Origin of the sequence: Mycobacterium scrofulaceum (genome assembly GCF_002086735.1) — a bacterium.
GTDB lineage: Bacteria > Actinomycetota > Actinomycetes > Mycobacteriales > Mycobacteriaceae > Mycobacterium > Mycobacterium scrofulaceum.
This window is the reverse complement of the sequence record NZ_MVIJ01000004.1, coordinates 36,000-56,772: the sequence shown is the minus strand read 5'-3', so window position 1 is coordinate 56,772 and position 20,773 is coordinate 36,000. Positions and strand designations below refer to the sequence as shown.

19 protein-coding genes are annotated in these 20,773 nt (G+C 68.1%); 5 read left to right on the top strand and 14 right to left on the bottom strand.

Translation table 11 applies throughout. The annotated features are described in order from the left end of the window. Positions 1 to 55: 55 nt before the first annotated feature. Positions 56 to 1,705, top strand: a complete 1,650-nt coding sequence (locus tag BST44_RS04515; protein ID WP_083175245.1) for a multicopper oxidase family protein — start codon at positions 56 to 58, stop codon at positions 1,703 to 1,705. Here the strand turns inward: BST44_RS04515 and BST44_RS04510 are convergent. Genes BST44_RS04510 through BST44_RS04475 form a run of 8 tightly spaced genes read right to left on the bottom strand, consistent with a single transcriptional unit; the run spans position 1,702 to position 10,840 of the window. Further along, positions 1,702 to 2,526 (bottom strand): alpha/beta fold hydrolase, encoded by an 825-nt coding sequence (locus BST44_RS04510; RefSeq protein WP_083175244.1) that lies wholly within the window; start codon positions 2,524 to 2,526, stop codon positions 1,702 to 1,704. The two genes, BST44_RS04515 and BST44_RS04510, sit on opposite strands and share 4 nt — an antisense overlap. Next, the gene (locus BST44_RS04505) at positions 2,526 to 3,515 is read right to left on the bottom strand and encodes a cyclase family protein (RefSeq protein ID WP_083175242.1); all 990 of its coding nucleotides are present in this window, start codon (positions 3,513 to 3,515) and stop codon (positions 2,526 to 2,528) included. Before BST44_RS04505 ends, BST44_RS04510 begins: the two co-directional genes overlap by 1 nt. Further along, on the bottom strand, positions 3,503 to 4,330 hold the full coding sequence (locus tag BST44_RS04500) for a coniferyl-alcohol dehydrogenase (protein WP_083175241.1): 828 nt from the start codon (positions 4,328 to 4,330) through the stop codon (positions 3,503 to 3,505). Before BST44_RS04500 ends, BST44_RS04505 begins: the two co-directional genes overlap by 13 nt. Positions 4,331 to 4,350: 20 nt before the next feature. Beyond that, entirely contained in the window at positions 4,351 to 5,655 is a 1,305-nt protein-coding gene (locus BST44_RS04495) for an LLM class flavin-dependent oxidoreductase (protein WP_083175239.1), read from the bottom strand. Positions 5,656 to 5,657: 2 nt separating this feature from the next. Next, a complete protein-coding gene (locus BST44_RS04490) occupies positions 5,658 to 7,397 on the bottom strand; it encodes an FAD-binding protein (protein WP_083175238.1) in 1,740 nt (579 codons plus the stop codon). Beyond that, the gene (locus BST44_RS04485; RefSeq protein ID WP_244184723.1) at positions 7,394 to 8,311 is read right to left on the bottom strand and encodes a 3-carboxyethylcatechol 2,3-dioxygenase; all 918 of its coding nucleotides are present in this window, start codon (positions 8,309 to 8,311) and stop codon (positions 7,394 to 7,396) included. Before BST44_RS04485 ends, BST44_RS04490 begins: the two co-directional genes overlap by 4 nt. After that, positions 8,259 to 9,977 carry a bifunctional 3-(3-hydroxy-phenyl)propionate/3-hydroxycinnamic acid hydroxylase gene (locus BST44_RS04480; protein WP_083175234.1) on the bottom strand — a complete coding sequence of 573 codons (1,719 nt, stop codon included), beginning with the start codon at positions 9,975 to 9,977 and terminating at the stop codon, positions 8,259 to 8,261. Before BST44_RS04480 ends, BST44_RS04485 begins: the two co-directional genes overlap by 53 nt. Then, positions 9,977 to 10,840 (bottom strand): alpha/beta fold hydrolase, encoded by an 864-nt coding sequence (locus BST44_RS04475; RefSeq protein WP_083175232.1) that lies wholly within the window; start codon positions 10,838 to 10,840, stop codon positions 9,977 to 9,979. The genes BST44_RS04480 and BST44_RS04475 overlap by 1 nt, the downstream gene beginning before the upstream one ends. Positions 10,841 to 10,964: 124 nt before the next feature. Here BST44_RS04475 and BST44_RS04470 point away from each other — a divergent pair, with 124 nt between their 5' ends. Next, positions 10,965 to 11,642, top strand: a complete 678-nt coding sequence (locus BST44_RS04470) for an IclR family transcriptional regulator (RefSeq protein ID WP_083175231.1) — start codon at positions 10,965 to 10,967, stop codon at positions 11,640 to 11,642. 14 nt (positions 11,643 to 11,656) lie between these two features. After that, on the top strand, positions 11,657 to 13,273 hold the full coding sequence (locus BST44_RS04465) for an FAD-dependent oxidoreductase (RefSeq protein ID WP_083175229.1): 1,617 nt from the start codon (positions 11,657 to 11,659) through the stop codon (positions 13,271 to 13,273). Between the two features lie 52 nt (positions 13,274 to 13,325). Here the strand turns inward: BST44_RS04465 and BST44_RS04460 are convergent, their stop codons facing one another. Both BST44_RS04460 and BST44_RS04455 read right to left on the bottom strand, forming a co-directional pair. Beyond that, positions 13,326 to 13,757 carry an ester cyclase gene (locus BST44_RS04460; protein WP_083175228.1) on the bottom strand — a complete coding sequence of 144 codons (432 nt, stop codon included), beginning with the start codon at positions 13,755 to 13,757 and terminating at the stop codon, positions 13,326 to 13,328. A 28-nt stretch (positions 13,758 to 13,785) separates the two neighbouring features. After that, the gene (locus BST44_RS04455) at positions 13,786 to 15,030 is read right to left on the bottom strand and encodes a sensor histidine kinase (RefSeq protein ID WP_208619721.1); all 1,245 of its coding nucleotides are present in this window, start codon (positions 15,028 to 15,030) and stop codon (positions 13,786 to 13,788) included. 107 nt (positions 15,031 to 15,137) lie between these two features. On the opposite strand from BST44_RS04455, the gene BST44_RS04450 reads away from it, so the two are divergent. Beyond that, positions 15,138 to 15,791, top strand: coding sequence for a response regulator (locus tag BST44_RS04450; protein ID WP_083175225.1), 654 nt, complete (start codon positions 15,138 to 15,140; stop codon positions 15,789 to 15,791). On the opposite strand, the gene BST44_RS04445 is transcribed toward BST44_RS04450, so the two are convergent. From BST44_RS04445 to BST44_RS04435, 3 genes are all read right to left on the bottom strand, one after another. Then, positions 15,784 to 16,698: a thiamine pyrophosphate-dependent enzyme gene (locus BST44_RS04445; RefSeq protein WP_208619720.1), complete on the bottom strand. Its 915-nt coding sequence runs from the start codon at positions 16,696 to 16,698 to the stop codon at positions 15,784 to 15,786. The two genes, BST44_RS04450 and BST44_RS04445, sit on opposite strands and share 8 nt — an antisense overlap. A 143-nt stretch (positions 16,699 to 16,841) precedes the next feature. Further along, positions 16,842 to 17,720, bottom strand: a complete 879-nt coding sequence (gene meaB / locus BST44_RS04440) for a methylmalonyl Co-A mutase-associated GTPase MeaB (RefSeq protein WP_083175224.1) — start codon at positions 17,718 to 17,720, stop codon at positions 16,842 to 16,844. Beyond that, positions 17,721 to 18,860, bottom strand: coding sequence for a thiolase family protein (locus BST44_RS04435; RefSeq protein ID WP_083175222.1), 1,140 nt, complete (start codon positions 18,858 to 18,860; stop codon positions 17,721 to 17,723). 195 nt (positions 18,861 to 19,055) lie between these two features. Between BST44_RS04435 and BST44_RS04430 the strand changes: the two genes are divergently transcribed. Continuing rightward, positions 19,056 to 19,913 (top strand): proline iminopeptidase-family hydrolase, encoded by an 858-nt coding sequence (locus tag BST44_RS04430; RefSeq protein ID WP_083175220.1) that lies wholly within the window; start codon positions 19,056 to 19,058, stop codon positions 19,911 to 19,913. A 30-nt stretch (positions 19,914 to 19,943) separates the two neighbouring features. Here BST44_RS04430 and BST44_RS04425 read toward each other — a convergent pair whose 3' ends face one another. After that, positions 19,944 to 20,711, bottom strand: coding sequence for an enoyl-CoA hydratase/isomerase family protein (locus BST44_RS04425; RefSeq protein ID WP_083175219.1), 768 nt, complete (start codon positions 20,709 to 20,711; stop codon positions 19,944 to 19,946). Positions 20,712 to 20,773: the final 62 nt, after the last annotated feature.

Sequence of the window (20,773 nt, the reverse complement as noted above, 5' to 3'; positions counted from 1 at the left end):
CCCGCGGCCGAGCACGGTATAAGACGCCGGAGATCGACGACGACGAGGAGCGGTGATGGCTGTGCCTCCCACGAGCGGAATCACCGTCCCGGGTGCGCAGTTGACCAGGCGCGGATTCCTGGCTGCCGGCGTCGCCGGCGGATTCGCGCTGGCGGCGTGCAGCCAGGACAAGGCCGCGCCGTCCGGCAGTGCCCAGATGGCCGCCGCCATCGCCGCGGCCGAGGCCGCCCGGCCGCACAGTGGCCGCACCGTCACCGCCAGCCTGACGGCCCAGCAGGTCCAGGTCGACCTGGGCGGACCGGTCGTCCGGACGCTGGCCTACGGCAACACCATTCCGGGCTCGCCGATCCGCGCGCGCATCGGTGACGAACTCGTGGTGACGGTGGCCAACCGGCTCGACCATCCGACGTCGGTGCACTGGCACGGCATCGCGCTGCGCAACGACATGGATGGCGCCCCTCCCGCCACCCCGGACATCCCCGCCGGCCAGGACTTCACCTATCGCTTCTCCGTACCGAACTCGGGCACCTACTGGGCCCATCCGCACACCGGCCTGGACGCCGACACGGGCCTGTACCTGCCGGTGATCGTCGACGACCCCACCGAGGGCAATTACGACGCCGAATGGGTTGTGGTTCTCGATGATTGGACCGACGGCATCGGGAAATCCCCGCAGCAGCTCTTTCGGGAACTGTCCAGCCCGAACAAGCCCGCCCCGCCAAGCGAGCCGGTGAGTACGACGACGACGCCCACTGCGTCGACGACCACGACGACCACGACGACCGGTGAGACCTCGACGACAACGTCGAGCACTGAGACCTCGGCAACGTCGACCAGCCCGACCAGCTCCGGTAGTCCGACGGCCGCCGCGACGGGCGGACCCGCAGGCAGAAGCGACCTGCTCGGCGGGGACGCCGGGGAGATCGCATACCCGTACTATTTGATCAACGGCCGAATCCCCGCCGCCCCCATGACCTTCAGCGCGAAGCCGGGCCAGCGCATCCGGATCCGCTTCATCAACAGCGGCTCGGACACCACGTTTCGCGTCGCGCTGGCCGGGCATTCGATGACCGTCACCCACACCGACGGCTACCCCGTGGTGCCGACCCAGGTCGACGCCCTGCTGGTCGGCATGGCCGAGCGCTACGACGTCATCGTGACCGCCGCGGACGGCGTCTTCCCACTGGTCGCGCTCGCGGAGGGCAAGAACGCACTGGCGCGCGCCGTGCTGTCGACCGGAGCCGGCAGCGCACCCGACCCGGGTTTTCAGCCGGCCGAGCTCAACCGGCGGGTGGGCACGGTGGAAATGTTCACGGCGACAACGCCGGTCAACCTGGGCCGGCCGCAGCCCGGCCTGAACCTCCCGGTCGTGCTGGGTGGCAACATGGTCCGGTACGACTGGACGATCAACGGAAAGCCCTACAGAGACACGCAACCGTTGCACGTCCGGCAGGGCGAGCGGCCCACCCTCACGTTCGACAACCCCACGATGATGTATCACCCGATTCATTTGCACGGTCACACCTTCCAGCTGATCAAGGCCGACGGCAGTCCCGGTGCGCGCAAAGACACCCTCATGGTGCTGCCCGGGCAGAAACTGCTCGCCGTGCTGGTGGCCGACAACCCGGGTGTGTGGATGTTGCACTGCCACAACACGTATCACCAAGAGGCTGGCATGCAAACCCGGCTGGATTACGTGTTCTAGGGGCCCGCGGCGAAGAAGTCGAGCAGCAGCTCGTTCACCGTCGCCGACTGCTCGATCTGGGGGCAGTGGCCCGCCTCGCCGACCACGACCGAGCGGGCACCGTCGATCTCCTTGGCGATCTGTGCGGCCCAGCCGGCCGGAAGGAGCTTGTCCTCTGCCCCTTCGACGACGAGCACCGGCACGGTGATGCGCTCGTACGGCCGAGCGCTCGACGGTGTGCCGGACGGCGTCGTGCCCGGGCGACGAAAGCGGGCCGCGGCGACAGCCTCCCACGCTCCGGGCGCCGTGCTCGACTCGTAGCGGCGCCGCACGTAGTCGTCGTCGGCGGGGTAGGCAGGGTCGTGAAACAGGGCCTCGACGATGCGCCGCATCCCGGGCAGCGTTGCGTCGTATTGCTGTAGGGCTTCGAAGTGCCGGTTCTGTTGGATTTCCCCGCCCCCGCAGATGATCGCCAGGCTGCGGGCGGGCAGCAGCGGTGTGTCGGAGGTGGCGTCGACGAGCAGGTTGATCGCCCCCATCGAGTTGCCCACGAAGTGCGCCGAGTCGACGCCGAGCTGCTGACAGAATCGCGCCACATGCCGGATCCGCATCCCGCGCCCGTCGACGAAATCGATGACCTTCGCCGACTGCCCGAAACCGAGCTGGTCGGGCGCCAGCACCCGGTAGCGAGCGGCGAGCGCGGCGATGTTGCGTTCCCAGCCGAGTTCGGCGCCGGCGCCGAACTCGCCGCCGTGCAGCAGCACCACCGGATCGCCTTCACCGGCGTCCAGGTAGCCGGTGACCAGGCCATCGACCAGCATGGTCCTGTGGTGGAAGTCCATCACTTGATCGCGATCGGGTTGACCGGAGAGCCAACTGCCCCAATGAATCTCAGGGGCGGTGCAATGAGTTGGAACTCGTAGACGCCGTCGGCGGCGCAATCGTCTGCGAGCGCGGTCAGGTCCCAGTACTCGCCGAGCATGAGCCCCATGTCGCGCAGGCACAGCAGATGCAAGGGTAGAAATGCGCCCTCGACATCGGATACCAGGTCCTCGACCTGGAGGTTGTCCGAGGCGACCGCCGCGACCTCGTGGTCGTGCAGCCACGAGGCGCAGCGCCAGTGCAGGCCGGAGAATGGCTCCGTCCTGTTGCCGGTCTGCAAGAACCTGGTCCACCAACCGGTCCGGATCAGAACGATGTCGCCGCTCTCGATCGTCACGCCCTGCGCACGAACGACGTCATCGAGTTCTGCGGGGGTGATCGGATTGCCTTGTTCGAGGAAGACTTCCGCGTTGCGGTGGCGGACGAGGTCCAGCAGCACGCCACGCGAGGTGATGCCCTTGACGTCGACCTTGTCAATGCTGCAGCGGTAGGCCCCCATACTCGTCACGGAGTCCGAGGAGAAGCCGTTGTAGAGCTTGCCTTCGTAGTAGACGTGTGAGAACGCATCCCACTGGGTGGCCGCCTGCAGCGGCATGATGATCATGTCTTCGTTGAACCGAAACAGATTGTCGACGAAGTAGTTACCCAACTGCTGCGCCGTCGCGTTTTGCGTCCACCCGGGACCATATTGGGGAAGCGAGCTCGCATCCCCACCGTCCACGGTCATAAGGAGCATGGGGTTGTGCCGAAAGCCGAAGGCGCCCTGCGGTCCCGACGAGCCGAAGTCGACCCCGAGCGGAAACACCTTGCCATGCCGGACGAGACTCGCGGCCCGGGCGATCTTTTCCTCGCGGATAAAATTCAGTGTGCCGAGCTCGTCGTCGTCTCCCCACCGCCCCCAGTTGGAGACGTCGCGCGCGACCCGGCGAAAATCAGTCAAGCCGGCCACGGGGCTCCTTCCTCGAGTTCACGAGCGATCGCGGCTCCCACATTTCCGCCGTCGACCCAGATGACCTGTGCCGTCATGTAGCTCGCCGCAGCACTATTCAAGAAGAGCAACACCGCGGCTTGCTCGGCGGGATCGGAAACGCGCCCCAAGGGCTTGGGTATGTCGTCGAGATAGCCCTGTCCGTAGGCGGTCCGCAGCTGGTCGAGGATCGGGGTTTCGGTGACCCCGGGACCGGTGCAGTTGATGCGGATCCCCCGCCCGCCGAGTGCGGCGGCGTTCCGCATGGTGTAGAGGATGATTGCTTCCTTGGACAACCGGTATCCGCCGCCGGTCAGCGCGCCGGGATGGGCGTGGCACCAGTCGATGCCGTCTTCCATCGAAGCGGTGTTCAGCAGCGGCGCCACCGAACGGAGATGTTCCCGGTATGCCGCGGCCGCGAGCGAGGACACGCTCACGATCGACGAACCAGCCGGCATCTGGGGAATCAGCGCCTCGGTGATATGCCGCAGCCCAAGGAAGTTGATCGTGACGACGAGTGCGGGATTCTCGATTCCCGACGAGACGCCCGCGACGTTGAACAGCGCGTCGACCGGCCCTTCGATGGACGCGACCGCGGCGTCGATGGACGGCTGATCGGCCAGGTCGACGCCGCGGAAGTCGCTGATCTCGAACCCCGGCCGTCGCTTGTCCAGTCCGATCACTTCGGCGCCCAACTCGGTGAGTTGCCGGACCACCTGTTCCCCGATGCCCGACGCGCACCCCGTCACCACCGCGCGCCGGCCGTCGTAGCGCCACAACTCGTCGACTCGTCCCAAGACTCAACCGGCTTTCGGTGTCACTTGCCCTGCTGTTCCCTCAACCGCTGAGCCGCCTGGACACGGCCCTCGTTGATCTCGGCCATGGCTTCGGGGATCTCGCTGGCGGTGAACTTACCGCCCCGGCCGGTGGGCAGGCCGCCGAACGAGTATTCCTCGTCGAACTTCGGCGCGGTGGATTGCGGCCGCCGCGCCTCCACCTTCTCGATCACCGGTTCGAGCCGCTTCGCCTTTTCGGCGACCGCTTTGGCGTCCCGCTCGATGAATTCGGGCAGCACGTGGGAGCCCATCAGCTCGATCGATTCCATGGTGCCCTCGTGGCTGCGCGGGTTGAGCAACAGGATGATCTCGTCGACACCGCTTTCCTCGTAGCCGCGCAGGAATTCCCGCACGGTGGCGGGCGATCCGATCGCGCCCCGGCCGGGGCCGTACGCCAGCGTCGGATCCTTGCCGACCTCTTCGAGATACCGCTGCCACACCCCGGTCCGCCCGGGGGTGTGCACCCCGGTCATGTAGTAATGCATGATTCCGAACGAGAAGAATCCGCCGCCCTGACCCAGCCGTTGCAGGGCCTGCTCGTCGGTCTTGGCGACCATCATGGACAGGTCACCGCCGATGGCCAGGATGTTCGGGTTGATTCGCGGTGTGACGGGGACGCCGTTCTCCTCGAATTCCTTGTAGTAGCCGTTGACCCGCTCGGTCAGCGGCCCGGGTCCGGTGTAGGCGAAACTCAGTGCGCCGATCGCCTTTTGGGCGGCCATCTGAACGCTCGCGGGACGGGTACAGGCGACCCAGACCGGCGGATGCGGCCTCTGCAGCGGCTTGGGCACGACGTTGCGCGCCGGCATCTGGACGTGCTCTCCTTCGAAGCCGGAGAACGGCTCCTCGATCATGCAGCGGATCGAGACCTCGAGTGCCTCCTCCCATTGGGCCCGCTTGTCGGCGGGATCGATGTTGAATCCACCGAGTTCACCGACGGAGGACGATTCGCCGGTGCCGAACTCGACGCGGCCGTTGGACAGCAGGTCGAGGGTGGCGATGCGTTCGGCGACCCGGGCGGGGTGATTGACCACGGGCGGCAGGTGCATGATGCCGAAGCCCAGCCGGATGTCCTTGGTCCGCTGGCTGGCGGCGGCCAGGAAGATTTCCGGTGCCGTCGAGTGGCAGTATTCCTCGAGGAAGTGGTGCTCGGTCAGCCAGACGGTGGAGAACCCCGCCTTGTCCGCGGCCTCGACCTCGTCGAGGCAGTCCTGCATCATCACGTGCTCGTCGTCGGGCGCCCAGGGTCGCGGCAGGGCGAATTCGTAGAACAGCGAGATCTTCATTGCTACCTCCTATGAGAATTAAGGGTTCGGTTGGGCGCATGCGCGGCAATGTGATTCGCCGCGACGAAGCCGAAGGTCATCGCGGGGCCGATCGTCGCGCCCGCGCCCGCGTAGCTGCGCCCCATCACCGGCGCGGAGGTGTTACCCACCGCGTACAGGCCCGGCACCACGGTGTCGTCGGCCCTCAACACCCGCGCGTATTCGTCGGTGCGCAGGCCGCCGGACGTGCCGAGGTCGCCGAGGACGATGCGAAAGGCGTAGTACGGCGGATCGCCCAGCGGATAGAGGTTCGGATTCGGCAGAGTGGGATCGCCGTAGTAGTTGTCGTAGACGCTGTCGCCGCGGTTGAAGTCGTCGTCGTGACCGGCGCGGGCCAGTTCGTTGAAGCGGCGGGCGGTTTCAACCAGGTTCTCCGCCGGCACCCCGATCCGGCTGGCCATTTCCTCCCACGTCATCGCCGCCTTGACGACACCGGACTCGAGCCATGCCGCGGGGACCTTACGACCGGTGGGCACCGGCGCGCCCGGGATCTTGGGTATGGGCAGGTGGCCGCCGACGACGTAACGGGTCCACGACCTGTGGTCGGTGAGCAGCCAGCAGGGAATGTGGGTCACCCCGGATTTCTGTCCCTCGATCATGGCGTGGCCGAAGTCCATGTAGGGCGCCGCCTCGTTGATGAAGCGCTTGCCGTCCCCGTTGACGATGAACTGCGCCGGCATCATGCGCTCGTTGAGCATGAATTGCATCCGGCCGTCGGGCCACTGGATGGCCGGAAACCACCACGCCTCGTCGAGCAACTCGGTTGCGGCACCGAGTTTTTGGGCCGCGCGGATGCCGTCGCCCATGGCGGCGGGGTTGCCGAAGCTCCAGTCCTGGTCCACCTCGGGTAACAATTCCTTGCGCCAGGCCAGGTCGTGGTCGAAGCCGCCGGAGGCCAGGACGACCCCGAGGCGCGCACCGATGCGCTGCGTCGTGCCGTCCCGTTCCACCGACACGCCGGTGACCGATCCTTCGGCGTCGGTCAACAGTCCGGTCATCGGCGAGTCCAGCCACAGCGGAACGCCGCATTCGGTCATGGCCAGCCTGAGGCGGGCCGCCAGTGACTGCCCGATCGCGGCCATCCGCTCGCCGAACAGCCGTGCCCGCACCATCCGCGCGATCAGCTTGAGCAACACGCCCTTGCCGGCCCAGGATTGCCGGATTCGGTAGAAGGCCCGAAGCTCCCTGGGCCCCAGCCAGATTCCCCTGGGAGCCAACGCCAGCGGCTGCAGCAGCCCGTGCTCGTCGGGCCCCAGCTCGCGCAGGTCGATGGGCGGCACGTTGATCGTGCTGCCCAATCCGGACCCACCGGGAAGTTCCGGGTAATAGTCGGCGTAGCCCGGCTTCCAGACGAACTCACACCATCCGGAGAGCCGTTCGAGGAACTCGAGCATTTTCGGGGCGGACTCGACGTATTGGCGGATGCGCGCCTCGCTGACCAGTCCGTCGGTGATCTGGCGCAGGTATTCGACGACGCGTTCGGGCGACGGGGCGTAGCCCTCCCTGCGCTGCGCGGGCGCCCCGGGCACCCAGATGCCGCCGCCGGACAGTGCGGTCGAGCCACCGAAGAACGAGGACTTCTCCACGACCAGCGCGTCCAGCCCGGCGGCGCGGGCGGTCAGGGCGGCCGTCATGCCGCCGCCGCCCGACCCGACGACCAGTACGTCGACGGTGTGGTCGAAGCCGTCCGGCGCGGCCGTCACGTGAGCACGGCCGTTCTGATGGCGAAGCCGGCGATGAGTTCCGCGGCCGGTCGGTAGTAGCGCCCGACGGTTGCGTAGGGGCCTGCGCTGGCCAGCGCCGCGAACGCGGCGACCCACGTTCTGATTTCCTGGGCGGAGCTTCCGCCCTCGTGGGCCACGAACGAGTTGGACCACTGGTCGAGTTCGGCCAGCCGCCCGCCGTCGATGATTTCGAGGAACCGCCGGTCCCACACCGGGTTCAGCGGTTGCAGCCCGCTGTCACCGGCTGCGAAGCTCTTGGCCGCGTCGATGACGGCGGCCTGCCGGGCTTGGCGCTGCTCGGGCGTCATCGGCCGGCCGTGCACGATGCGCTCCAGCACCGGCGGCGGCGCGGTCGTCGGCGTGGGTACCGGCGGGCTGTGCGAAAGCCCACCGGATCCCAGCACGAGGACCCGCTTGTCCAGGGTGGCCAGGTAGCCGCCGACGGCGGTGCCGAGCGCCCGGCAGCGATCTAATGGCCCCAGCGGCAAACCGATCGCGTTGATGAAGACGGGGATCACCGGCCGGGCGGTCGCCTTGCCGAACAATTTCTCCAGCGGCTGGACGGTGCCGTGATCGACGTCCATGCAGGCCGAAACCGCCACGTCGACGCCCGCGTCGAGCACCGCTTGCGCGCACTCGGTGGCAAGCCGTTCCGGAACGTCGAGCGGACCGGCATGGGTGCCGTAATCCCCGACGCCGCTGGCGCGCGTGCCGATGCAGAAGGGCGGCATCGTCTTGTAGAAGAACCCGTTGTAGTGGTCCGGGGCGAAGACGACGACGAGTTCGGGGTCGTAGTCGGCGACGAAGTGTCGCGCGTCGGCGATCGCGCCTTCGACCTCGTCAAGCAGGCCCCGCGACGGCCCCGGAAGATTCAGGAGCGGGCTGTGCGACATACAGCACAGAGCCAGTGCCACTTTGCGGATCACCCCCTCTCGGCGTCAGCGTCAGCGCGTCGAGGAGCGCGGCGCTCAGCTCGGGGGCGCGCTGGGCGATGCAGGCGCCGGCGATGCACCGGTCGGGACGCAGGAACAACACCGATTCTTGGTGGGTGTCGAACCAGGCCTTGACGGCGCCGGACCGATCACCCACGACCGCGACGTCGGGATCGTCGTGACCGGTCCAATGCAGTTGAGTGGCGGGCCGCAGCGCAAAGAACCGCGCGCCCAGCGCCTTCCAGTTGGCGAAGGCCATGTCACCGAGGATCTTGCGCGGGTTGTTGTTCCAGCACAGCACGGCGAACCAGTCACCGAGCACGTCGTCCAACAGCACATCGTGGCGCTCGCGGGTGTCGACCCGGGGCTGGATGAACAGCGTCCCCACCGGCGAACCGTCCCGGCCGGGTTCACCATGTACCACGGCCCCCTGTTCGTAGCGCGGCATCGGCTTGAACCGCATCTCGAGGACATACCGCTTGAGCGACGGCACAATTGACGCCGACCGCACGAGCAGATCGCGCGCGCCGGCCACCCGGCGGTTGGTCGGCGAGATCACCCGGCCCACCATGGTGGACAGGTCGATCATCGCCCGCGCGTGCTTGCGGCGCTCCATGTCGTAGGTGTCCAGCAACCTGTCGTCGGCGCGCCCGCTCACGACGGCGGCGAGCTTCCAACCCAGATTGGCGGCGTCCCGGATTCCGCTGTTGTAGCCCTGGCCCTGCCAGACGGGCATGAGGTGCGCGGCGTCGCCGGCCAGCAGCAGCCGACCCTTGCGGAACGCGCCGGCGATCCGCGAGTGATGGGTGTAGAGGCGCCGCCGGATCACGTCGACGCGGTCCGGGTGCGGCACCATCCGGGCGAGCATCCGTGTCAGGAACGCGGGATCCTCCGCCTGTTCGTCGGTCTCGTCGGCGTGGATCATGAACTCGAAGCGCCGGATCCCGTGTGCGATCGAGATCGAGGCGTACGGGCGTTCGGGGTCGGCGCCGACCTCGCTGTTGGGATGGCCGAGCGGGTCGTTGGCGACGTCGACCACCAGCCAGCGGGTCGACGACGTCGTCCCGTCGAAAGACACGCCCATCATGCGGCGGGTCATGCTGCGACCGCCGTCGCAGCCGACCACGTAACGCGCGCGCACGCTTGACGTCTCGTGGTCGCGCCCGCCTCCCAGATCGACCCGCACCCCGTCGGCGTCCTCGGAACAACCCGTCATCGGGCGTCCCCACCACACCTCGACATGCTCGAATCGGTCCAGACCGGCCAGCAGCTCGGCATCCACCAGCGGTTGCACGAAGCCGTTGCGCTTCGGCCACCCGAAACGCGCGTCGGGCGGCGCCATTTCGGCGAGCACGCGCCGCTTGGCGTCGACGAACCGCAGGATCTGGTTGGGCACCGTGTGCGGCACCACCCGATCCGCGAGCCCGATCGACTGAAATGTGCGCAGCGCCTCGTCGTCGAGCCCCACGCCGCGCGGGTAGTCGATCAGCGTGTCGCGTTCGTCGACTACCACCGTGCGGATGCCCTGCAGGCCAAGGATGTTGGCCAACGTCAGACCGACGGGGCCGGCGCCGACCACGACGACGTCGGTCTCGATTCCCGCCGGCTCGCGCCCCTGCTCTACCATCACCGCCCCAGCAGGAAGTCGAGATGCAAACGATTGAAGGTCTTGGGGTCCTCGTACTGGGGCCAGTGACCGCAGCCGGGCATCACCTCGAACCGCGCGCCGGGGATCATCGACGCGATGCGGCGGCCCTCGGTCACGTCGGCGGTGGGGTCGTCACTGGTCCACAGCACCAGCGTCGGCGCGGTGATCGCACCGTAGTCGTCCGGTCCGATGATGTTGCGCGCCCGAATCTCCGGGTCCTGCAACGCCATGATGTCGCGCATGGCGTCGACGAATCCCGGCTGGCGATAGACGCGTTGGCGGCTGGCGACCAGGTCGTCGTAGCCCTTGGACTTGTCGGCCATCAACCACTTGATCCGCGCCTGCACCGTTTCCCAGGTCGGGTCCTCGGCGGCCGCCATGGACAGCGTGATGATGCGCTTCATCACCACCGGGTCGGCCTGGGAGCCGCCCGCGGTGTTGAGGACGAGCCGGTCGACCACGTCGGGATGATCGATGGCGGCGCGGGTGGCCACCCAGCCGCCCAGCGATTCGCCGCTGATGCAGGCGCGGTTCACGCCGATGGTGCGCAGGACGGCCATCAGGTGCTCGACGTAGTGGCGGACTTCCAGCGGGTGGCCCGGCTTGCCGGTGTAGCCGTGGCCCAGCATGTCGATCGACCAGGTCCAGAAATGCTCGGCGTGCGCCCCCAGGTTGCGGACGTACGCCTCGGCGTGACCACCGGAACCGTGCAGCAGCACCAGCACCGGCCTGCCCGGGTCGCCTGCCCGCAGGTAACGCGTCCGCACCCCGCCGGCGTCGAGGTAGCCCTGCTCGAACGCCACACCCTGCAGATCGCTCCAGATGCTCTCGAACTCCGCCACGATTCCTCTCCGGCCGACAGTCGGAAATCTCGTTCTCGTTTTCGACATATCCTGTGTGCTAATATCGCACACTGATGTGCGTTATATATAGAGCTTCGCTCTCCGATGTGGGTCTGTCAAGGCTGTGACGGGTTCGGGAACGGGTTCGCAGACGCTGGCCAGGGGGCTGACGGCGCTGCAAATGGTCGCCGACTCCCCCGGCGGGCTCACCGTGCAACAGCTGGCCGACCAGGTCGGGGTGCACCGCACCATCGCCTATCGACTGCTGACGACGCTGGCGGAGTTCCGGCTGGTGGCCAAGGGCGAGGACGGGCGCTACCGGCCCGCGTCCGGGCTGGCCGTGCTCGGCGCATCGTTCGACCGCAACGTCCGCCAGGTCAGCCTTCCGACGCTGCGGGCGCTGGCCGACGAGCTCGCCACCACGGTGTCGCTGCTCGTCGCCGAGGGCGACCAGCAGGTGGCCATCGCGGTGATCGTGCCGAGCCATGTGGCCTACCAGCTGTCCTTTCACGAGGGCAGTCGATACCCGCTGACCCGCGGCGCCGCCGGCATCGCCCTGCTCGCGAGCATGCCGCCGCGTCCGGGGGAACGAGACCTGGTCACCCGCGCACGGGAACGCGGCTGGGTGACCACGTACGGCGAGATCGAGCCGAACACCTACGGCCTCGCCGTCGCGGTGCACCGCCCGGCCCCATCCCCGCCGACCTGCATCAACCTCATCTCGCACCGCGAAGACGTGGTGATGCGCGGAAAAGACGCTGTCGTCAAAGCCGCGAAGCAGTTGTCCGAGCTGCTGAGCTGAAGGGATATCAATCCATGTCGTGGGACATGCAAGTCGACGTCGTCGTGCTCGGCAGTGGTGGCGCCGGGCTCACCGCCGCGCTCGCCGCGGCGGCGGCAGGGGCCTCGGTGGAGGTCTTCGAGAAGGCACCGACCGTCGGCGGGACCACCGCGGTGTCGGGCGGCGTCGTGTGGATTCCCGCCCACAACCGTTGCGCCGACGGCGAACTGACGCCCGCCGATGCGTTGCGCTACCTGCGCGCGCAGTCCCTCGGGTCGATGGACGACGAGCTGGTCGAGACCTTTGTGCACACCGGCCCGGCGATGCTGGACTTCGTCGAGACACACAGTGGTCTGCGCTTCGAGGTCGCCACGGGCTTTCCCGACTATCGCCCCGAACTGCCGGGTGGACAACCGGCCGGTGGCCGATCGCTCAGCGCGGCGCCCTTCGACCTGGCGCAGCTCGGCGAATGGGCTACCCAGATCACGTCGTTTCCTGCCGACTGGTCCAACGTCGGCTTCGACGCCGAGACCAGGGCCCGGCTGCACGCGGCGATCGACGAACGCACCGGCCGGCTGTGCGTCGCCGGCACCGCGCTGATCGCGGGGCTGCTCAAGGGGCTGCTGGATGCCGGCGTGACCCCGCACACCAACGCGCGCGCCGAACGACTCATCGGCGAGGACGGGGACATCACCGGGGTGCGGATCGGACTCGCGGACCGCACGATCCGCGTCGGCGCGCGGCGCGGTGTCGTCCTGGGCACGGGCGGTTTCGAATGGGATCCCGCTCTGACACAAGCCTTTTTGCGTGGGCCGATGCACGGCGCGGTGTCCCCGCCCAACAACACCGGGGACGGCCTGCGGATGGCGATGGCGCACGGAGCCGACCTGGCCAACATGGGCGAGGCCTGGTGGGTTCCGATCGTCCAGATCCCCGGCGACACCATCGAAGGCAGGCCGCGCAGCCGCAGCGTACGGCTGGAACGGACGCGGCCGCGGAGCATCATCGTCAACTCGGCCGGGCGCCGCTTCGTCAACGAGGCGTGCGATTACAACTCCATGGCCGGCGCATTTCACTACCTCGATCCCCGCGGCGGGTACGTCAACGACCGGGGGTGGATGGTCTTCGACTCAATTCACCTGCAGCGCTACGGATTCCTGGGCGTCGGACCCGGGCAGCCCGTTCCGGACTGGTTCTGCGAGTCGGCGGACCTCGCCGAGCTGGCGGCCAAGACCGGGATCGACGCGGACGGGTTGATCGCCACCGTCGAGGCCTGGAACCGCCACGTGGCCGCCGGCGCCGACCCCGACTTCGGGCGCGGCTCGAGCGCCTACGACGGCTACTGGGGCGACGACAGCGCGACCACACTCGCCGGCAAGACCCTCGGCCCGATCGATACCGCCCCCTACTATGCGGTGCCGGTGTCCATCGGCGCGATGGGCACCAAGGGCGGCCCGCGCACCGACCGCGACGGGCGCGTGCTGCACGTCGGCGGGGAACCCATCCCGGGCCTGTTCGCCGCCGGCAACGCGATGGGCGGTGTCACCGGACGGGCCTACGGCGGTGCGGGCGGGACGCTCGGGCCCGCAATGGTTTTCGGCTACCGCGCCGGATACGCGGCCGCCACCGGGAAATCCGTGGACCTGAAGTAGCGGGCCACCTGCTCGCCGAGCGATCAGCTGGCGGCGGCCGATTCCCCCGCGGTCAGGCACTCTTCCGCAGGCCAGCCCAGCTGTTCCCACATCGATAACTTGTTCCACTCCTTGATGAATTCGACGAGTTTCCCGTCCCGCACTGGAAGAGGGCGGCCGCCGACCAACGGGCCGTTCGGCCGGTCGGCTGAATATCCCCGTGCGGTTTCCCACGGTGTGCCCCCTCGGCCGTGTAGCGCAAGCAAACTCGATCCGCGTCGGCGAACAGTACGTCGAAGCTGACGATGTGCAGGTCGTTCACCTGCTCCATGAGCCGACCGTGGTCTTCGGCGTACGCCTCGAGCGTGTGGATGCCGGGGAACGTGGTGGGTGCGATGAAGCGGTTGTTCGGGCCGCACAGGTGCGACACGGCCTGCGCGCTGGCGCGGCCGGGGGCGTAGGAGATCTCCATGTACTCGCGGACGAGGTCGATGTTGGGTTGCATCCCATGGGCTTACCCACAAGATCGTGATCTATTTCGCGATCGGCAACTCGACGCAGATGTGCGTTCCCACCGTGCTGTCGAGGATGACGAACGTTCCCCCGGCGGCTTCCACGCGCGCCCGGTGCGACGCCAATCCGATGTGTCCCTCGCCCAGGCGGCGGGCCACCGCCTCGTCGTTGAAACCCACACCATCGTCGACCACATGCAGGACGCAGGTGTCACCGGTGATCCCGAGCATCACCGAGGCGCTGCGGGCCCGCGAATGCTGCACGACGTTGGACAACAACTCGCGCACCACACCGAACACCACCGGATCGATGTCCCCACGAGTCGGGTAGTCGATGTCGGTGGTGATCTCGATGCCCGATCGCTGGGCGGAAAATGTCGCCAACTGCTGGACCGCGGCGGCCAGGCCCACCTGCTCGAGAACGGCCGGGTGCAGCTCGAAGGTCGCCTGCCGCAACCGTTCTGATGCCGTCTGCAGACCGGCCAGCGCACGTCTTATTCGGTCGTCGTCATCGGGCAGCGCCGCGCCCAGTTCGACGAGTTCCTGGCGCACGACCAGGATGTCCTGAAGCGGTCCATCGTGGATGGATTCCGAGATCCGGCGCTGCTCCGCGTCCGACGCGGTCATCGTCTGCGCAAGCAATTCCTCGCGCAGCGCGCTCAACCCCGCGACCGACCGCACGTGTCGCTCCTCGGTACGGACAATGACGAACGCCGTGGCACATAGGAAGGTGTAGAGCCCGACGAGGAAGACGGTGTCGGACCAGTTCAACGAGTCCATCAGCAGCTGATCACGAACCACCAACAAATGATCGTGAACTCCGGCGACCGTGAAACCCACGAGCGTGAAGGCCAGCACTCCCGCCGCGCGGCGCGACGACACATCGAAGCCGACCAGAACCGGCAGCAGAACCATGATGAGGTACGGATAGATCCCCACGGCGGACAGCAGTTGGAAGCCCGTCAGCGCCGCGACGTCGATCATGGTGAAAGCGAACGGCTCGAGACGGCCGACCGTGGCCCATGAGCGGGGCCCGAATCGCTGGCGAAGCCGAGGAGTTGCCAGCGCCAGGGCACAGAGCGCGACGATTCCGTACCCCGCGACCAAGGCGGTTTGCTGTGCCCACTCTCGCTTCGGGGTGCCCACGACCATGGCGGCCACCATCAGGCCCACCACACCCAATCGAAGCACCGACGCGACTCGATAGGAACGCAGCTGGTGGGCTCTGCGCACTCGACCCAGTTCCGCGTCGCTAGCGACCGCCACGCGAACACAGTACTCATCCCCGGCGGTTCCGTCGGGGCAACGCCCACCGAGCCGCATCAGCGTTTCCGCAGATTGCCGCCGACGCTTTGCGGTCTAGACTCATCGCCATGGCCAGCCCAGCGACGCCGGAAAAGGTGCGGGTGGTTGTTGGCGACGATCACCCCCTGTTTCGCGAAGGCGTGGTGCGCGCCCTGTCGTCGAGCGGCTCGGTGACCGTGATCGGCGAGGCTGACGACGGCTCGGCGGCGCTGGAGTTGATCAAGGAACACCTGCCGGACGTCGCGTTGCTCGACTACCGGATGCCCGGCATGGATGGTGGGCAGGTCGCGGCGGCGGTGCGGAGCCGGGACTTGCCGACCCGGGTGCTGCTCATCTCGGCGCACGACGAGCCCGCCATCGTGTACCAGGCACTGCAGCAGGGCGCCGCCGGGTTCGTGCTGAAGGACTCGACGCGCAGCGAGATAGTCAAGGCGGTGCTGGACTGTGCGCAGGGGCGCGACGTGGTGGCACCGGCGCTCGTCGGAGGCCTCACCGCGGAGATCCGCCACCGGGCGGCACCGACCGGCCCCGTGCTCAGCGCGCGAGAACGAGAGGTACTCAACCGGATTGCGCGTGGGCAAAGCATTCCGGTGATCGCCGGCGAGCTGTATGTGGCGCCGTCGACGGTCAAGACCCACGTCCAACGCCTCTACGAGAAGCTGGGCGTCAGCGATCGCGCCGCCGCCGTCGCCGAGGCGATGCGGCAAGGTCTGCTCAGCTAGCGGCCGACCAGTGGTCCGGTTCGCTGACCGGCGCCGGTCCGCCGCAGCGCAGCAGTGCGTTGGCCACGGCCGCGGCCTCGGCCACCAGGTGGCGAGCCCGGCGTTCCACCTCGTAGAGGTGGCCGGCGCTCACACCGGCGCGGGTCAGCTCTCGCCTGGCAAAGACCAACGGGTCGGCCCCGGCGGGGTGGTTGGTGCGGTAGGTGACCGCCTCGACCATGGTGGGACCCTCGCCGACGCTCGCCCGCCGCACCGCCCGAGTAACCGAGTCATTAACTGCGCCAACGTCTTTGCCGTCGGCCAAGAGCACGGGTAATCCGTGCCGCTCACGCGGGCCGCGGCGCACACCCGAACCGTCGCGGATGTTTTCCACCAGGAATACCACCGGAAGCCGCCACGACAGCGCGATTGATGCGGCCGACTTGAACTCGGCGGAGTCCACGGCGTCGGTTCCTACCACGCACAGCGTGACCCCACCCGCACCGGCCAGTCGCTGCGCGTAGGCGTCTCCGAGCGCGAACAGGATCGACTTCCGCATCGGGTCGGACGTCGCGAAGATCTCCTTCCATTCCGTCGCGAAGGGGCTCTCCTTCGCATCGGCGACGGCGCAGCGGCTCGGCACGATCGTTTCGGCGATCGCCGGGCCCAACGGAAGGACAAGGCCGACCTGCCGTGCGTGCTCGAAATGGCGGATCGCGGTGCTCATGATGTCGCCGGGCCGAAGCGCCGCGGTAGCGCCGACGGCCACGGCCTCTTGGCCGAATGCGGCCACCATTGGCCCGTCGAGCAGGCCGTCGATGCGCGACTCTTCCAGCGCCATGTCGAGCAGACGCAGCACCCACATCCGGCGGTACAGCTCCAGCTGCTCGCCAACGTGTGCGGCCGACAGTTCGGGTGTGTGAGCCATGTGCCAGGTCTCCTAACTCGTCGCGAGATCGTGCCGTTTCAGCACGAGATCAACGTAAGGAGATTCACCCGGCCCGACCTCCGCCGATCGGTCCGCAAACGGGATGAATGGCCGTTCCCCCAATCGGGGGACAATCGCCGTCGCTAGTCCTGCTCCCCGATGGTCGGCGCGAGCAGGTGTTCGGCCGCCGAGTAGGGGTCCTGGTCGCCGTCGGCGACCGCTTCGGCGAGCCGATCGAGATCCGGGCTGCTGCGCAGCCGGGATTGCGCGAGCGAGAGGATCTGCGCTCGCGCGCGGGCCAGCCGGCGGGCACGACTGTCGGCGCGGCGATGGTCCTCGATGGCGGCCATCAGCTCGGTAACCCCTTCGCCGCGGTCGGCGACGAGGCGAAGGATCGGGGCGTCGGTTTCGGCCCGCAGGTCCCGCACGGTCTGTTCGGCGCCGTCGCGGTCGGCCTTGTTCACCGCCACGATGTCGGCCACTTCGAGCACCCCCGCCTTGGCGGCCTGAACCGCGTCGCCCGCACCCGGGTTGAGGATGACGACGGTGGGATCCGCGACCGCGGCGATTTCGATCTCGGACTGTCCCACCCCCACCGTCTCCAGCAGGACGATGCGGTAGCCGATGGCGCCGAGCAGCCGGATGGCCGCGGGGACGGCGGCGGCCAGTCCGCCCAGATGGCCGCGGGTTGCCACCGACCTGATCAGCACATCGGAGTCGTTGATATGCGCGGCCATTCGTATTCGATCGCCCAGCAGCGCACCACCGCTGAACGGTGACGACGGGTCCACCGCCAAGACCGCCACCCGGCACCCGCGCTCCCGGTAGGCGCCGACCAGGGCGGCGATCGTCGTCGACTTGCCCGCCCCCGGCGGCCCGGTGATGCCGACCACGGCCACCGGGGAGGGCTCGATGCTTGCCAGCACCTCCTCGCGGCGCTCGCCCTCGACCAGGGAGAGGAGCCGGCCCGCCGCACGCGGAGATCCGTTGCGAGCACTCGCGAGCAGGTCGGCGATCTCCATTTAGGGGGCCGGAACCTCGATCACCGTCGCGGACCCCATGCCGCCACCCGCGCACATGGCAGCGACGCCCATTCCGCCACCGCGGCGGCGCAATTCGTGGACGAGGGTCACCAGCATCCTGGCACCGGTCGCTGCGACCGGGTGCCCCAATGAGCAGCCGCTGCCGCTCACATTGACCTTGTCCGGTTCCAGGTCGAGCAGCTTGACGGTCGCCACGCACATGGCGGCGAAGGCCTCGTTGATCTCGAACAGGTCCACATCTGACAGCGAGAGCCCTGCCCGGGCAAGGGCTTTGGGGATCGCCCGCACCGGCGCCAAGCCGGTGACGGCGGGATCGACGCCGACGGAGGCCCAGGACCGCACGGTGGCCAACGCAGGCAGCCCCAGCTGGTCACTCGCGATCGTCAGCACGGCGGCACCGTCGTTGGCGCCGCAGGCGTTGCCCGCCGTGATGGAGAAGCCCTCGATCTCCGGGTGCAGCGGCTTGAGCGCGGCCAACTTCTCCATGGTGGTGTCGCGACGCGGGTGTTCGTCGACCGCGAACAACCCGTGTGGCGTCTCGATCGGGACGATCTCTTCCTTGAAGCGACCCTCGTCGATCGCGGCGATGGCGTTGCGGTGGGACCGCAGCGCCCACGCGTCCATCTCTTCGCGGCTCACACCGGCCTCGACCGCCGCGTTCCAGCCGACGGTGATCGACATGTCCATGTTCGGCGCCTCGGGACTGTCCGGGTGCGTCGGGGGGAACCAGTCGACCCATTCGCCGTCCACCTGAATCCGCGACCGGGGCGACGTGGAGGCGGAATTCACGCCCCCGGCGATGACGAGCTGGTCCATGCCGGCGCGCACGCTCGCCGCCGCGCTCTGCACCGCCGCCTGGCCGGCCGCGCAGTGGCGATTGTTGGCGAGGCCGGGCGCCTGGGTCAGGCCGGCGGTGATCGCCGCGTGGCGTGCGATGACGCCGCCGCCGTAGAGCCCCTCGCCCAGGATCACATCGTCCACCTGCGCCGGGTCCACATCCTTCACGGCTTCGGAGACGACATGGTGCGCCAGGTCGAAGGCGCTGGTGTCGCGGAGGGTGCCCTTCCGGGCGGTGCCAATCGGGGTGCGCAGGGCGGACACGATGACGGCTTCGGGCACGGGTCTTCTCCACTTCGGCGAGCGCGGCGCGGGTGCCGGAAGAGCCCCCGCAGCGATGAGAACACTATTCTCTCATTCTGAGAGTCAGCGTTGCAAGGAGCGGTGGACTCGCGAGCAGTCGCAAAATCGCATATACCGGCACCGCGGGGCGCGACTTTGCGTCTGCTCGCCAAAGCTAGGGAGGCATCGTCGGCCATGGAGGGAACGATCGCGGTCCCGGGCGGCAACGTGTGGTTCAAGCGCATCGGCGGCGGGCCGGGTCTTCCCCTGCTGGTGGTGCACGGCGGGCCCGGTCTGCCCCATAGCTATCTGCGTTCGTTGGAACGGCTGGCCGACGAGCGTGAAGTCGTCTTCTGGGATCAGCTGGGCTGCGGCGAGTCCGATCGCCCGTCGAACCGCGAACTGTGGACGATGCAGCGGTCGGTCGCCGAAATGGACGCGGTGGTACAGGGTCTCGGCCTGAATCGTTTCCACGTCTTCGGCAACTCGTGGGGCGGGATGCTGGCGCAGCAGTACGCGCTCGACGTGACGTCCGGGGCGGTCAGCCTGACCATTTCCAACAGCATCGCGTCCATTCCGCAGTTCTCGGAGATGGTGGCGCGCCTGAAAGGCGAACTCGATCCGGCGACGCAATCGGCCATCGACCGCCACGAGGCCGCCGGGACGACGCACCTGGCCGAATACCAGGACGCGATCCGGACCTGGAACGAAACCTACCTGTGCCGCGTGCACCCCTGGCCCCCAGAGCTCTTGGCGGCCTTCGCCGATATGGGAACCGAGATCTTCGAGACCATGTTCGGGCCGAGCGACTTTCACATCGTCGGGACGATCCGCGACTGGGACGTGTTCGACCGGCTACCCGAAATCGCGCTGCCCACCCTCATCCTCGCCGGCAGGTTCGACGAATGCGTGCCCGAACACATGTGGGCCATGCACCGGCGCATCGTCGGGTCGCGGTTCGAGTTCTTCGAGTCGAGCGCCCACATGCCCTTCATCGAGGAGCCGAACAAGTTCGACTCCGTGATGCGCGACTTCCTGCGCCCGCACGACTGATCCCGAACCCGGGCCGCATGGCCCGCGAGCTCAGTTCTTGCCCTCCGCCAGCTTGGTGACGATCGACCGGAAATCCTCGGTCGTGAACGACTGCTGCTCGGCCGAGAGCGCGTAGTCCAGACTGGCCAGCACCGCCCGCTCCAGATGAATGTTGAGCACCCGTTTGGTGCTTTCGACCGCCTGCTGGGGCAGCTCCAGAATCTTTTTGGCGCAGGCGATCGCGTCCGCGAGCGGGTCGTCCGCTATGTGGTTGGCCAATCCGAGCTCGACGGCGCGCTGCGCGCCGATGCGGGTGCCCGTCAACGCGAACTCCTTGGCCAGCAGCAGGCTGATGTGCAGCGGCCAGGTCAGCGGGCCGCCGTCGGCGGCAACCAAACCCACCTGTACGTGCGGATCGGCGAGGTAGGCCGCTTCGGCGATGTAGACGATGTCACTGAGCGCCACCAGGCTGCACCCCAGCCCGACGGCGGGCCCATTCACCGCGGCCACCACGGGAATTCGGCATCGCGCCATGCCGAGCACGATCTCCCGCCCGTCCCGGATGGTCTTGGCGCGCAAATCGGCGTCGGCCGACAGCTCCTTGAGGTAGGAGAAGTCCCCGCCGGCCGAAAACGCCCTGCCTGCCCCGGTGATGACGGCCGCGCGGGCCGTGGGGTCGTCGGTCAGTCGCTGCCACAGCCGCGCGAGCCCGACGTGCAGGTCGTCGTTGACCGAGTTGAGCGACTCCGGCCGGTTCAGGGTGATGATCCGCAGCGGCCCGTCGGCCTGTACGTCGATTTCGGCAGGCATGTCGTACACGTCAGACTCCTTTTATAGTCGTGACCCGCTTCACCCGGGCATCGCCCGCGTTCGCGATCACT

Bases quoted from the DNA above. Each gene is read 5' to 3' on its own strand.
- BST44_RS04515 (WP_083175245.1), top strand. From the start codon at position 56: ATGGCTGTGCCTCCCACGAGCGGAATCACCGTCCCGGGTGCGCAGTTG.
- BST44_RS04510 (WP_083175244.1), bottom strand. From the start codon at position 2,526: ATGGACTTCCACCACAGGACCATGCTGGTCGATGGCCTGGTCACCGGC.
- BST44_RS04495 (WP_083175239.1), bottom strand. From the start codon at position 5,655: ATGAAGATCTCGCTGTTCTACGAATTCGCCCTGCCGCGACCCTGGGCG.
- BST44_RS04485 (WP_244184723.1), bottom strand. From the start codon at position 8,311: ATGTCGCACAGCCCGCTCCTGAATCTTCCGGGGCCGTCGCGGGGCCTG.
- BST44_RS04480 (WP_083175234.1), bottom strand. From the start codon at position 9,977: ATGGTAGAGCAGGGGCGCGAGCCGGCGGGAATCGAGACCGACGTCGTC.
- BST44_RS04465 (WP_083175229.1), top strand. From the start codon at position 11,657: ATGTCGTGGGACATGCAAGTCGACGTCGTCGTGCTCGGCAGTGGTGGC.
- BST44_RS04460 (WP_083175228.1), bottom strand. From the start codon at position 13,757: ATGCAACCCAACATCGACCTCGTCCGCGAGTACATGGAGATCTCCTAC.
- BST44_RS04450 (WP_083175225.1), top strand. From the start codon at position 15,138: ATGGCCAGCCCAGCGACGCCGGAAAAGGTGCGGGTGGTTGTTGGCGAC.
- BST44_RS04445 (WP_208619720.1), bottom strand. From the start codon at position 16,698: ATGGCTCACACACCCGAACTGTCGGCCGCACACGTTGGCGAGCAGCTG.
- meaB (WP_083175224.1), bottom strand. From the start codon at position 17,720: ATGGAGATCGCCGACCTGCTCGCGAGTGCTCGCAACGGATCTCCGCGT.
- BST44_RS04430 (WP_083175220.1), top strand. From the start codon at position 19,056: ATGGAGGGAACGATCGCGGTCCCGGGCGGCAACGTGTGGTTCAAGCGC.